This window comes from Vibrio sp. 2-Bac 85 (assembly GCF_037546705.1).
Taxonomy (GTDB): domain Bacteria; phylum Pseudomonadota; class Gammaproteobacteria; order Enterobacterales; family Psychromonadaceae; genus Psychromonas.
This window is the reverse complement of sequence record NZ_JALAAB010000009.1, coordinates 49,612-63,268: the sequence shown is the minus strand read 5'-3', so window position 1 is coordinate 63,268 and position 13,657 is coordinate 49,612. Positions and strand designations below refer to the sequence as shown.

At 36.1% G+C, this 13,657-nt stretch carries 11 protein-coding genes and 1 tRNA gene; 9 read left to right on the top strand and 3 right to left on the bottom strand.

From position 1 onward, the window contains the following. Nucleotides 1-194 precede the first annotated feature (194 nt). The 5 genes from MT390_RS11165 (at nucleotide 195) to MT390_RS11145 (ending at nucleotide 5,495) form a co-directional block, all read left to right on the top strand. On the top strand, nucleotides 195-1,499 hold the full coding sequence (locus MT390_RS11165) for a hypothetical protein (protein WP_499441163.1): 1,305 nt from the start codon (nucleotides 195-197) through the stop codon (nucleotides 1,497-1,499). A gap of 10 nt (nucleotides 1,500-1,509) precedes the next feature. Beyond that, complete coding sequence (locus tag MT390_RS11160) at nucleotides 1,510-1,935, top strand: hypothetical protein (protein ID WP_299664403.1); 426 nt, start codon at nucleotides 1,510-1,512, stop codon at nucleotides 1,933-1,935. A 330-nt stretch (nucleotides 1,936-2,265) separates the two neighbouring features. After that, nucleotides 2,266-3,552 carry a hypothetical protein gene (locus MT390_RS11155; protein WP_499441161.1) on the top strand — a complete coding sequence of 429 codons (1,287 nt, stop codon included), beginning with the start codon at nucleotides 2,266-2,268 and terminating at the stop codon, nucleotides 3,550-3,552. Nucleotides 3,553-3,561: 9 nt separating this feature from the next. After that, nucleotides 3,562-3,990 (top strand): hypothetical protein, encoded by a 429-nt coding sequence (locus MT390_RS11150; protein ID WP_166371719.1) that lies wholly within the window; start codon nucleotides 3,562-3,564, stop codon nucleotides 3,988-3,990. A 218-nt stretch (nucleotides 3,991-4,208) separates the two neighbouring features. Next, nucleotides 4,209-5,495 (top strand): hypothetical protein, encoded by a 1,287-nt coding sequence (locus MT390_RS11145; RefSeq protein ID WP_499441159.1) that lies wholly within the window; start codon nucleotides 4,209-4,211, stop codon nucleotides 5,493-5,495. An 85-nt stretch (nucleotides 5,496-5,580) separates the two neighbouring features. On the opposite strand, the gene MT390_RS11140 is transcribed toward MT390_RS11145, so the two are convergent. From MT390_RS11140 to MT390_RS11130, 3 genes are all read right to left on the bottom strand, one after another. Beyond that, nucleotides 5,581-5,656, bottom strand: a tRNA-Trp gene (locus MT390_RS11140). A 139-nt stretch (nucleotides 5,657-5,795) separates the two neighbouring features. Continuing rightward, a complete protein-coding gene (locus MT390_RS11135; protein WP_499441158.1) occupies nucleotides 5,796-5,918 on the bottom strand; it encodes a thioredoxin family protein in 123 nt (40 codons plus the stop codon). A gap of 75 nt (nucleotides 5,919-5,993) precedes the next feature. Then, nucleotides 5,994-6,131 (bottom strand): sigma factor, encoded by a 138-nt coding sequence (locus MT390_RS11130; protein ID WP_166371717.1) that lies wholly within the window; start codon nucleotides 6,129-6,131, stop codon nucleotides 5,994-5,996. Between the two features lie 180 nt (nucleotides 6,132-6,311). Between MT390_RS11130 and MT390_RS11125 the strand changes: the two genes are divergently transcribed. The 4 genes from MT390_RS11125 (at nucleotide 6,312) to MT390_RS11110 (ending at nucleotide 13,648) form a co-directional block, all read left to right on the top strand. After that, nucleotides 6,312-7,436 (top strand): phosphoserine transaminase, encoded by a 1,125-nt coding sequence (locus tag MT390_RS11125; RefSeq protein ID WP_299664393.1) that lies wholly within the window; start codon nucleotides 6,312-6,314, stop codon nucleotides 7,434-7,436. Nucleotides 7,437-7,964: 528 nt separating this feature from the next. Beyond that, on the top strand, nucleotides 7,965-9,329 hold the full coding sequence (gorA, locus tag MT390_RS11120) for a glutathione-disulfide reductase (protein ID WP_499441155.1): 1,365 nt from the start codon (nucleotides 7,965-7,967) through the stop codon (nucleotides 9,327-9,329). Between the two features lie 857 nt (nucleotides 9,330-10,186). Next, on the top strand, nucleotides 10,187-11,743 hold the full coding sequence (locus MT390_RS11115) for a LamG domain-containing protein (RefSeq protein WP_499441153.1): 1,557 nt from the start codon (nucleotides 10,187-10,189) through the stop codon (nucleotides 11,741-11,743). A gap of 180 nt (nucleotides 11,744-11,923) precedes the next feature. Next, nucleotides 11,924-13,648 (top strand): polysaccharide lyase family 7 protein, encoded by a 1,725-nt coding sequence (locus tag MT390_RS11110; protein WP_499441151.1) that lies wholly within the window; start codon nucleotides 11,924-11,926, stop codon nucleotides 13,646-13,648. Nucleotides 13,649-13,657 lie beyond the last annotated feature (9 nt).

Sequence of the window (13,657 nt, the reverse complement as noted above, 5' to 3'; positions counted from 1 at the left end):
AAAAATAAAATGGTCTAATATATAGTTAATATAGGGTATATAATGAATGATAAGTGCTTACAAAAGCTAAATGACTCATAAATTTTTTAAATTTAAACCCTTACAACACAAAACAGAGTAGATAAAAAAGAATACGATTCTGTGAAATACTGATATCAATAAGTGGACTAAATAATTTATGTTGGAAATATAACTTGGCTATCAATAGTCTTTCTCATTACAAACTCCTAATTAAAATGTTACCTCTGGCTATGCTTTATCATAACAATGCAAACGCAGAGATAAGTTATGATTTTTCAGGCTTTGGTACCCTAGGTTATGCTGTTTCAAATAATCCCTCACCATATCTTCAATATATTGATAACGAAGGAACTTTTTCAAGAGACAGTCTAATCGCAGGGCAACTCGACATTAGATTTTCTCCCAAGTTAAGTGCAACAATACAAGCTAAACTCGCAGCCAATAACTCACAAGCTAACGGAGTGGATGTTGATATCACCTGGGCTTTTTTATCTTACCGCCCAACCAATGACTGGCTATTCCGTATCGGCGAATTACAAGTACCTGGTTACCTAAACTCAGTCAATAGAGATGTGGGTGTCACTTATGATTACGCCCGCTTACCTGCAGAAGCTGATTCAACCTCTCCCATATATCACTTCACAGGAGCTGCAATTAGTAAAACATTCAACTTTGATGACAGCGACTTCACTATAGATCTCTATGCTGGTAAAAAAACAACAGATCTTCGCTACTATATTGGTAATGAGATACCAGGTGCTTACACTCAAGGCAGCAGCTATAACCAAGTGAAAATTAATCTTGCAGGCTTGGCCTTTAGTTACAAAACACCTAAACATACCTTTGTTGCAGCAATCCATAGAGTAAAAGTAAAAAATGAAGGAGGTGAAGAATGGTTAAAAGAGATCGGATTCAAAGAGACTATACCGGGTTCAGATATCGGGTATTATAACAATTTTCCTAGCAGTGGAGCCTCTGTAACCAATCGTTTTGATTTATATATTGCTAATATTGGAGCAAATATTTCTCTTGGTAATGACCTTCGCTTAGCTTCAGAGTTAGTATATAGAAAAACTAATGATCTCAATATTGGTATAAATGGTGTTTTAGGTTACGTCTCCCTACAGAAAAGAATAGATAAATGGACTCCTTATATCTTCTATTCACAGATTAAAACATTCAGTAATGATTTAAAGAAACATCAGCGAATAGATAGTAATCAAGTCCCAAGTGCAACTCTTTACGCAGGCTTAATCAATGCATCACAACATGTTATAGCGGATATTTATCAAGCATATGACCAATTCTCTGTTGCCATTGGTACATCCTATCGCTTTAGCCCAGTGAGTGTATTAAAAGCTGAAATAATGTTTGTTGAAGTTGATCAAACATCAAGTCTATTTGATGTTTCATCTCAGAATGAAAGTAGTGATTTCTCGACAACAATATTTTCTCTCTCCTATAGCTTTGCTTTTTAGGAGGTGACAAATGACTAATCAAGGACTCATTATTACCTCACTCATATTAATGCTTTTTGTTTCCGCTCCTGCTCAATCAGAGCTAGTAATAATAGGCAATGATAAAACAGTATTTTCAAAGCTCAATACGCGTATTATCAGTCGAATTTATACGGGTAAAGTAATAGAAATTGAAGGCGTTTCCGTGATACCTGTTAATAGCACGCAGACAACTTCTTTACGAAATAGATTTTTAGAAAAGTATTTGTCACAGAATGAAAATGAATACTCAGCATATTGGACAGTGAGACGCTTCATTGGCAAGGGAACCCCACCTAAAGAATTTGCATCAGTAACAGATATTATTACTTACGTTGCTGAAACACCCGGTGCAATAGGTTATATCGACACCGATTTAATTTCTGTCCCTAGCTCTGTAAAAATAATAAACCAGTAGGTCATTACTAACGACTCCACTGCAAACGAAGAATAAATAAAAGCCTGATACAGAAAGCTTAAATCATTAGTATCAACTAATTTTATATTTTTAACTTCACATTAATGCACTAAAGGGATCTCTTGATAGACTCAACACCTGTTAAACACCTCTATTTAGGTATATATTAATATTATTTATCATACAAAATATAAAATAATCAACAACTAAGGCAAATAACTTCTAGGCACTAAGATCAATCTCCAACGTACAGTATAGTTGAACAGTAAATTAGAAGTTCATGGATGAATTGAAGTAATCTAATGGTAAGCAATATGTTAAGGATGAAAGTTGAGTAAAAAGTATCTTTATTATTATCAAGGACTGATAACAATTATATTGATGTCATCGCTTTTTATACCCTCTGTTAAAGCTGAAATAAGTTATGATTTTTCAGGCTTTGGCACATTGGGTTATGCCATTTCAGACCAGCCTTTTAAATATGTACAACATATAGATAATGAAGGTTCCTTTGCTAAGGACAGTTTGATTGCGGGACAACTAGACATTAAATTTAATCCTAAATTTAGTGCAACAATACAAGCAAAATTAGCAGCAGATAACTCACAAGAAAATGGTGTTGAACCAAGTATTACATGGGCTTTTTTATCTTATCGACCAAACAATGACTGGCTAATTCGATTAGGAAAACTACAGATCCCTGGCTACTTAAACTCGGTAAATAGAGATCTAGGTATTTCCTATGACTATGCTCGCCTCCCTAGCGAATTTGATTCAGTATCTCCTGTTTATAACTTTATAGGGGCTTCAATTAATAAAACTTTCACTCTTACCGATAGTGAAATTATTGTTGATGCCTACGCAGGTAAAACTAAAGCGAGTTATCGATATTATATCGGCGAGAGTATTGAAAACAGCATCAATCAAGGAGCTGATTATTATAAAGTAGATGTTGAAGTAATAGGTGCATCAATCACTTACAAAACTACCGATAATGTCTATTTAGCAGGTTTACACAGAGCAAGAATAAAGAAAAGAAATGGCAATTCATGGGATGCAAATGTAGGTTATTCTGATGCCATTCCAGGTTCTGGTTATTATAATACAGATGAAGGTAGCGGCACTTTAACAGTCGACAGTTTTGATTTATATATCGCCAATATTGGTGCAGATATCTACCTTGGTGATGGTGTTAGATTAGCCTCGGAATTGGCAGTGAGGAATTCAGATGACTTAGAAACAGGGCTTAATAGCATCTCAGGCTATGTGTCATTAAAGAAAAAAATTAATAACTGGACACCTTATATTTTCTATTCTCAAATCAAAACAAACAGTGCTGATTTGAAAAAATATTCTCAAATTAATAATAACCAAGTACCTTCATTTAACAACATTAACGCTTCACAACACGTTATTGCAGATTCCTTTGAAGCTTTTGACCAGTTTTCTATTGCGATAGGGACGTCATATCAGTTTACGCCTGTTAATATATTGAAAGCTGAAATAATGATGGTACAAGTCAATAAATCCTCTAGTCTTTTCGATATTCCTTCAGGCAATGCCTCCCAGGATTATAGTGCGACTGTGTTTTCAATTTCTTATAGTTTTGCTTTTTAGGGAGAATGTATGAAAAATAAACACTTCACACTTATCTCCCTGCTATTAACCTTTGTGATATCTATCTCCGTTAAAGCAGAAGTTGTCATGATTACTTCCTATCAAACGGATATTACAGATCTTGATGCGCGTATTATCAGTCGACTTTATACGGGTAAAATAATTGAAATCAATGGTATTTCGGTCATTCCTATTAACCAAGATCCATCAAATCCATTAAGAGCACGTTTTTTACAAAAATATTTATCCCAGGATGAAGATAAATACGCAGCTTATTGGACAGTAAGGCGCTTCATTGGTAAAGGAACGCCTCCGAAAGAGTTCTTATCGGTCACCTCAGCACTTGATTTTATTGTCGAGACTCCCGGCGCAATTGGTTATATCGATACCAACCTACTCACACTTCCTAAGGATATAAAAATCATTAGTAAACAGTGATATTGAGAGCTAACTCATTTAAACTATTGAAAAAATTCTAAGTGTTAATCAAAAAAATCAACAGTCGCGACTCAATGCGGCAATGAATGCGTTCAGCAAACTAAAAATCAAAACAGATAACTAGAACAGATAATTAGAACAGATAATGAAAACGAAAAGTTAAAGCATATTTGAAGTAATAAAACGGACTTAAATTATACATCCAATTGGAGTGGATTTTGTTGATAAAAATACTATTAGCAATCAGTATTGCAATCTTGTTTCATGGCAATGCCAGTGCAGCAATTAATTATACATTCTCAGCTTTTGGGACAGTAGGTTATGCAATATCAGATAAACCTTATTCATATATGCAATATATTGATAATGAAGGAACATTTTCACGAGATAGCCTTCTTGCGGGACAGCTAGACATACAATTTTCACCTAAATTGACTGCAACAATGCAAGCTAAATTAGCAGCAGATAGATCACAAGAAAATGGCATTGCCCCAGCCCTGACATGGGCTTTTTTATCTTATCGCCCTAATAATGAATGGGTTATTAATTTAGGCATGTTGCCTATTCCAGGTTATCTTAATTCCGTAAATCGAGACGTGGGCGTCACCTATGATTATGCTCGTCTACCTGCCGAATTTGATTCAAAATCACCTGTTTATAACGTATTAGGAGCTTCAATTAGCAATACTTATGCATTTGCTAATAGTGAGCTTATTATTGATGCCTATGCAGGTAGAGCAAAACATAAGTGGCGATATTATATTGGTGATGACCTTGATAACTCATACTCCACAGGTGCAACTTATAATAAAGTAACAATGGATCTGATCGGTACATCGATTACCTATAAGACAACAGAAAACACTTACCTAGCGGGATTGCATATGGCCACTATCAAAAATGATGGTGCTAGCCTATGGCTTAAGGAAGTTGGATACAAAGCGATAACACCTGATATCGGATTTTATAATAATGATCCCAATGATGGCGCAGTTGCGGTAAGTAGCTATGATATGTTTATTTTTAATTTAGGGGCCGATATACACCTAGGTAATGATTTTAGATTAGCCTCTGAGATAATATTAAGAAAAAATAATGATCTTGATATTGGTCTTAATACTCTCTCTGGATACATATCATTACGAAAAAAAATCAATAAGTGGACCCCTTACCTATTTTATTCTCAAATAAAAACCGAAAATGACACCTTAAATACCTACACAAAAATAGATAATAATCAGATACCTAATGGCATTTTTAGCAACATGCAAACGCAGCAGATTAATACATCGCAACATATTTTAGCGGACTTTTATCAAGGCTATGATCAGTTTTCAATCGCACTAGGCACCTCTTACCACTTTACCCCTTTGAGTGCATTAAAAGCAGAAGTAATGCTGGTGCAAGTCAATGATGCTTCAAATCTATTTGATATTCCATCTGAATATAAATCAAGTAATTATAGCGCAACGATCTTTACTGTTTCTTATAGCTTCGCTTTTTAGGGGAACATGTTTATTAAATGAGTAACAAAAGAAATAGCAAAACTAGAAATGAAAAAGCCCCGACATAAGTCGAGGCTTTAAAATGTGGCAGGGGTGGAGAGATTCGAACTCCCAACATACGGATTTGGAATCCGTCGTTCTGCCGTTGGAACTACACCCCTGCAGACGAGACGGATAATACCTAAGCAAATTTTAAAGTAAAGTAATTTTTCATGAATATCAACCAACTGACTGTAAAACAATCAATAATTAAAATACTTAACCTTTAAAGCAATCAACATAACAAGCATTGCTATTAATTTAACTCAAAAAAGCTGCCGTCGTTTTCTGATCAGGAACAGAACCAGAATGTACTAACTTACCATCAATGGAAATAGCAGGTGTAGTGATCACTCCCGCTTTCATAATTTCTTGTAAACCCATGATTTTTATAATTTAATCGCAACTCCCATCGTGGTCGCTATTTTTTCTAATACTTCAGCAGTTGCAACACCGTTTTTATAACCAGCTTTTTGCATCGTCAATAGTACAAAATACTTGTTTGTGTTGCAGGGCTTTGATGAAGGTATCTTGTAATAGATCTTGGGCTTGATCTTGATTACCAGTTTGCTTTATCAACCAGTTTTTTATTGCCACTTTTTATTGCGTATTCATTATCATGCCAAGCCTTCATCAAACAGCGCATAAGCACCTACCTTATTATTTCACTTCAGCGGTCATTAAATAAACATTAACGAAAATAATACTGTACAGCTTCAACAAATAGCATTACTTTTTATAGCCTTCAAGATATTTTCTTTAAAAGGACCTAACGACATGAGCACCAAACCACTGATTAAACCCGTCACTCCTAACTTCTCTTCAGGGCCTTGCGCTAAAAGACCAGGATATGACCTAGGGAAATTAGACCAGTCAACACTAGGCCGCTCACATCGCTCCGATATTGGAAAAAAGGCCTTACAGCAAGTGATCACCGATACTGCTGAGCTATTAAACTTACCAGCAGGCTATCGTGTAGGGATTGTGCCAGCATCAGACACTGGTGCAATGGAAATGATCATGTGGTCGATGCTAGGCCCTCGAGCAGTGGACATTTGTTACTGGGAGTCTTTTGGACAAGGTTGGTATGCAGATATCACTAAACAACTAAAGCTAGAAAACGTAAATGAAATTAAAGCAGATTACGGACAGTTGCCTGATTTAAGCCAAGTGAAAGCTGAAAATGATTGCATCTTTACTTGGAACGGCACCACTTCAGGTGTCAAGGTTGATAATGCAGACTTTATTAGCGATGCACGAGAAGGTTTAACTATATGTGATGCAACTTCTGCTGTATTTGCAATGGAAATGCCCTGGGAAAAATTAGATGTAACGACCTTTAGTTGGCAAAAAGTATTAGGCGGTGAAGGAGCTCACGGTGTAATTATTTTAAGCCCTCGTGCTGTTGAACGTTTAGAAAGTTACACTCCGAGTTGGCCATTACCTAAGATATTTAGAATGACAGCAGGTGGAAAGTTAATTGATGGTATCTTCACAGGCGCGACCATTAATACTCCATCAATGTTATGCGTAGCAGATTATCAAGATGCATTAAACTGGGTTAAATCGATTGGTGGTGTTGATGCTTGCATTAAAAAGTCTCAAGCGAATTTAGCCGTATTAAGTGAATTTGTAGCGACCCATGAATGGATTCATTTTTTAGCAGAAAAAGAGAGCATTCGCTCTAATACTAGTGTCTGTTTCTCGGTAGATCTATCTGATAAGCAGTTGAAACAGTTTATTAAGTTACTTGCCGACCAAGAAGTCGCTTTTGATATTGGAGCTTATAAAGATGCACCAAGTGGATTACGTATTTGGTGTGGTAGTACCGTTGAGCAAAGCGATTTAGCAGCTTTAACGCCTTGGCTAACATGGGCTTATCAAACGGTTACTGACGCTTAGTTTTTAAGAAAAAAGTAAAAGACATAAAAGAGCTTTTTTATTATTAGATTTTCTTCGTGTCCTTCGTGAAGCGTAGCGCTTCGTGGTCGTTTTTTTAAATCAAAACTATTTAACCACGAAGACACGAAGAATAAAAAAGTTAAAGACAACGGCTAAAAATATAAAAAACTTATTCTTAATCATTAGATTTTCTTCGTGTCCTTCGTGAAGCGTAGCGCTTCGTGGTCGTTTGTTTTTTTAAATCAAAACCGTTTAACCACGAAGTCACGAAGGGTAAAGAAGTTAAGGTTAAAAGCTAAAAACCATAAAATAGTTTTTTCATTATTAGCTTTTAAGCCAAACACAATTTAACCACGAATACTGGAAATACATATTTAACATACAAAAATTTGTCTTCATAAAACGCAAAATTCAATACAAGCGGTATAGTTTTTTGCTGCAATGCTGTAACTTACTATTCATAAAAAGGTAATAAAATAAGTCTTACTACCTAACCATATTACTCCTGAACAATTAATGAGGTACTCCATGAGCAACAAACAATTCGATTTTGATTACATCTGTATCGGCGGCGGCAGTGGCGGTATTGCTTCAGCTAATCGCGCTTCAATGTATGGTGCAAAAGTAGCGATAATTGAAGCTAAAGATTTAGGTGGCACCTGTGTCAATGTTGGTTGTGTACCGAAAAAAGTCATGTGGCATGGCGCACAAGTCGCTGAAGCCATTAACTTATATTCTGCTGATTACGGCTTTGATCTTGATGTAAAAGGCTTTAATTGGGCTAAAATGGTTGAAAATCGTCAAGCTTATATTGGTCGAATCCATGAGTCTTATGACCGTGTATTAGGTAATAATAAAATAGAAGTCATTAAAGGCTTTGCTACTTTTGTAGATAAAAACACCGTTGAAGTTAATGGTGAAAAAATTACTGCCAAACATATTACTATTGCAACTGGTGGCCGCCCTAGCATTCCTAATGTACCAGGTGCTGAGCTAGGTATTGATTCTAATGGCTTTTTTGATATTACCGAACAACCTAAACGCGTAGCCGTTGTTGGTGCAGGTTACATTGCCGTTGAAATAGCCGGTGTATTAAGTGCATTAGGTACAGAAACACATCTTTTTGTACGTAAAGAATCGCCATTGCGCAGTTTTGATCCGCTTATTGTTGATACCTTAGTTGAAGTAATGGCCGCTGAAGGTCCTACATTACATACCCACTCTACGCCAAAACAGATCACCAAAGAAGCAGATGGTAGCCTGACACTTGAACTAGAAAATGGTCAAAGCCACAATGTAGATACTTTAATTTGGGCGATTGGTCGCCACCCTGCTACTGACACGCTTAACCTTGAAGTAACTGGCGTTGAAACTAATGCAGCTGGATACATTAAAGTTGACCAATACCAAGAAACTAATATTCCTGGCATTTATTGTGTCGGAGATATCATGGAAGGCGGTGTTGAGTTAACACCTGTTGCAGTAAAAGCTGGGCGTCAATTATCCGAGCGTTTATTTAACAACAAACCCGATGCAAAAATGGATTATGATTTAATTCCAACAGTGGTATTTAGTCACCCTCCGATTGGTACTATTGGGCTAACCGAGCAACAAGCCATTGAACAATATGGCCAGAAAAATGTGAAAGTTTACCAGTCAGGCTTTACTGCTATGTACACAGCCGTCACTCAACATCGTCAACCTTGTAAAATGAAACTAGTTTGTGCGGGAGAGAATGAAGTTGTTGTTGGCTTACACGGCATCGGTTTTGCGGTTGATGAAATGATACAAGGCTTTTCTGTTGCAATGAAGATGGGCGCGACTAAAGCAGATTTTGATAGTGTCGTTGCAATACACCCTACGGGCTCAGAAGAGTTTGTTACTATGCGTTAAACACATAGTTCATGGTTACACTTCATAGACATGAGTTAAAAAACTTATAAATTAAAACGGTATCTATACAATTTTATTTTAATCGATACCGTTTTATTATCATTCATTAATGTTACACCTTAATAGATACCTCAACACACACCTCAAGAATATGCCCCAATCTCTATTGATAGCAGCTATCTAGCACTTTAAATATTCGCGCTATCTCACTAAAAACTATTCAGCTTTAAAAAGGGCTTAACCACGTATGTCAGGCTGAATTGTGTAACCAGTTAAAAATATTAGAAGTTAGAGACAAAATGAAGATAGAGATTAAGTAATGTTCAGTTGAATCCTTATTCATTTTTACTTTTTTAAACATAACTTTTATCAATATAGCTGAGCACCATCAGCCTCATCCATAACCGATAGTCGACAACCGATAACTAAAATAATTACTGATATCCATTACCCCACCTTTAACTCCACCCACCCGAGCAATTATTAATACAAAACGATAAATAATGAATAAAGGACAAATAGCTCTATTTTTCTATTTATTTGAAGGAAAATAAAAAACATACTCATAAGCAAATGAATATAAACAATAAAAATAAAATAATTCGTAAAGTTTTTTTGAAATAATTAGTTATAAAAACTAACTTAAAAAATTATTAACAATTTAAAATGCCTAAAACCCACCCTATTAAACATACAAATAGAGAATGAGAAATGCTGTATAGATCGACTTTACCGCTGATAAAAAGCGACTAATGAGAGCGAGATCATTTTATCAATAAGGAAAAATTGCCCCTCTAGTCTAATTATCGAACAATAAGCAGGTTAAAAATAATATTAAATGATTTAAAGGATTAAATATGAACATCAATAAAAATGGAAAAAAATTCAAATTATCTAAAATAGCAGTCGTTACCTTAAGTGCAGCTTTAGTTTTTGGTTGTGGTGAAGATCTAAAGTTCAAAGGCTCTACTATTGCTGATAATGGCGAAGCTAGTGAAGGTAATGAAGGCAATGGTGAAAGTGGGGCAAACCTTTATGCAGCAATTACAGATACACTAAGTATTTCAGATGATGGTGCGGGTTTCTTGAAATATAGCATTGTTGATAATCTTACCAATGAACTTACTAGTGGCGCTATAAGTATTGATGTGATTTATCCAACGGGTCAAGATCAAGACTTCTCAATTGGTCTATATGACTCGACTAATTCCACATCAAACATGGTTGCTGACGTAATTTTAAAGTCTGATGGCAGAATTGTGACGAGAGTTGCAGGTTCGGCTTCTAACACATTAACAGTGAAGCACACATTAGGTGATACAAACAATTTCAAAATAACTTGGGATGCGACAACGAATCAGTACGCCCTATCTTTAAATAATACAGAGATTTATACGGGTGATTATAACAATACTACTGCATCGGGTGTTGCCTATTTCGGCGTTAAACTTGGGTCAAATACTAAAGTAGCAGCTAAAACCTCAATTGTTGACAATATTGTAATTTATTCTGATACAGCCATGGCAACGACCGTCTTTGAAGATGACTTCGAATCAGGTTATATCGTTGGCGAATCACTTGATGGTGATGGCGATGTTTATAGTGGATTACAAGCAGTTGTTGCAGGGTCTGAAGCAGATGAAGAGAATGAAGAGGAAGCAGGAGATTTCCCTACTGCACTGGATGAATTTAGTTTTACGTCAGGATCATATGCTAACAGCGGTTCAGCAACCACTCCACTTAAAGGGTCAGGTAATGATACAAATGTAATATCAAACACAGCAGGTGCAACTTCAGCTGAAAATATGGCGCTAAATCTTGCTCAAGGTAGTTCAGTTTTTGAAGAAGAAAGCTCAGAACCTTATGCATATTTATCTTACACAAGCACAGAAGGCTCTGGTGCAGATCAAATTACAGGCTCATTTACTTTAGAAGCGGTTATAAATCTTTCAAGCCGTGCGATTGCGAGCGATGTAGCTTTAATTGATTACGCTAATACCAGTAACTATTTAGGATTCAAAACTTACATAGAAAGCTCTGATGCCGATGAGGGTGTCGTTAAGTTTAAAATATATGGTGGTGTTATCGATGGACAAAATCAATCCACAGAGGCCGTTACATCATCACCATTAGCAACAAATTCTTGGAGCCATATCGTCACAGTATATGATGCAGATGCGGCAGATTCAGGGACATATGGTTCTTTAACTATTTATATTAATGGTGTAGAGCAAGTGACTAAAGATGTTAACTTTGTCCCAGTCGAAAATGAAGCAACTGATAAATTTATCGTTGGCGGTGGTTCTGGCAGTTCAGATAAAAACTTAGATGGAGATCTAGACAATATTGCAACTTGGAACGTTGCATTAACTGAAGCACAAGTTATAGAACGAGCAGCTTTGTTCGGTTTATAAGGCTTAGCTTATGCCCTCCTAATTAGGGGGCATAAGCTCACAATTAAAAATACAGCATCTTTTATATGCATGAAATGTATAAATATAAAGCCTAGCTTTATTAATCAGATGCAAAAATAAAAATATTCTTCCTCAAAATATATACCTCTCTATCGATTATCATGAACATGGAATTCCACAATGAAACATAAATTAGTCAGTACCGCTTTATTCTCTGTATTCCTTGTCGCGTGTGGAGGAGGTGGAAGTGGAGGTAGCACAAAAACCACTTCTGTTAGTTCAGGTAATAATGCCTCATATACCGGCGTCCCTTATGATTACCCGCAATATATCAATGCACTTAAAATGGCAAACTTACAACAGAGTGAACCATCCGATGGAACAAAAAGTGATGTAGTAAAAGCAGGCCAATATCAATACTACGATAATGATTACTTTTATATTGATAAAAAATCAGGCTGGCTTACTTTTGAAATGAATGGTGAAAGTAACCGTTCGGAATTACGCTTTATAGACAACTTTAAAAGTGACAACAGTGAGACTTATACATTAAGTGCCGAAATACTGCCCATTAATCCCACTCAGTCGGTAATAGAAAGTAATGACGGGCAAGAGATAACTTTATTACAAGTGCATAATAAAGGTAAAAATGGGGACACCGATGATACCGTTTTATCGCATCCTTTGTTGCGCATAATTTGGGATGGAGAAAACCGTAGCGACGATAGTACAGGTGATTCTTACAAGAATGCATATTGGGCGATCATTAAAACCAATGCATTAGAATGTAAAAATCAAGACAACCCGAATTACAATGCTAACTGCCCCGATTCATATAACTATTATTATCTAGCTGATTACAATGCTAATAGCCCAACTAAGTTTGGAATAGAAGTAGGTGACAGTAAATTAATCATCAACGTTGATGACTATCAAAAAGTAGATTTTGATATTAGTTACTGGTCTGACTTTTACAGTTATTTTAAAGCAGGTGTCTACAACCAATATCAAAATGGTAATAGTATCGTGCAATTTAAAAGCCTGATTTATAATAACAAGTTACCAATAGCAACCTTAAACCCCTCTTTACCACCCTCTGATAACTTCATCTTAAATGATTGGTATTTGAGTGTGCCCATTGATGATGACAACAGTGGTACGGCGGACTCGATTAAAGAAGGTGAATTAAGCGATGGTTACGAGTCGAGCGACTATTTTTATACCGGCATCGATGGTGGCATGGTCTTTAAAGATTATATTAATGGTTTTAAAACCTCTACCAACACATCTTATACGCGTACCGAATTACGTGAGATGTTGCGTGAAGAAAATACCGATATTGATACCCAAGGTGTTAATAAAAATAATTGGGTTTTCTCAACGGCTCCTAATAGCGAGCAAGCTAAAGCGGGTGCGGTCGATGGTATATTAAATGCTACTTTAGCGGTTAATAACGTCACTACAACGGGAGCTGATTATCAAGTTGGCCGAGTTGTCATTGGGCAAATACACGCCAATGATGACGAACCGGTGCGACTATATTATCGTTTATTGCCAGGACATAGCAAAGGTGCTATCTATTTTGCCCATGAGCCAAGAACAGGCGACGAAGTTTGGGTGGAAATGATTGGTAGTAGAAGTGACAACGCTAGCGAACCAAGTAATGGTATCGAACTCAATGAAAAATTCTTTTATCAAATTAAAGCCGTTGGTAATAACTTAACCGTGACTATTATGCGAGAAGATAAAGCAGAGGTAACAGCCTCTATTAATATGACAAATAGCGGTTATGATCAAGCTGGTCAATACATGTATTTTAAAGCGGGTGTCTACAACCAAAATAATACCGGTGAGAATGATGAGTTTGTTCAGGCCACTTTTTATTATTTAGATAATCAGCATTAAACCCTTAAT

Bases quoted from the DNA above. Each gene is read 5' to 3' on its own strand.
- MT390_RS11125 (WP_299664393.1), top strand. From the start codon at position 6,312: ATGAGCACCAAACCACTGATTAAACCCGTCACTCCTAACTTCTCTTCA.
- MT390_RS11115 (WP_499441153.1), top strand. From the start codon at position 10,187: ATGAACATCAATAAAAATGGAAAAAAATTCAAATTATCTAAAATAGCA.
- gorA (WP_499441155.1), top strand. From the start codon at position 7,965: ATGAGCAACAAACAATTCGATTTTGATTACATCTGTATCGGCGGCGGC.
- MT390_RS11160 (WP_299664403.1), top strand. From the start codon at position 1,510: ATGACTAATCAAGGACTCATTATTACCTCACTCATATTAATGCTTTTT.
- MT390_RS11135 (WP_499441158.1), bottom strand. From the start codon at position 5,918: ATGGGTTTACAAGAAATTATGAAAGCGGGAGTGATCACTACACCTGCT.
- MT390_RS11150 (WP_166371719.1), top strand. From the start codon at position 3,562: ATGAAAAATAAACACTTCACACTTATCTCCCTGCTATTAACCTTTGTG.
- MT390_RS11110 (WP_499441151.1), top strand. From the start codon at position 11,924: ATGAAACATAAATTAGTCAGTACCGCTTTATTCTCTGTATTCCTTGTC.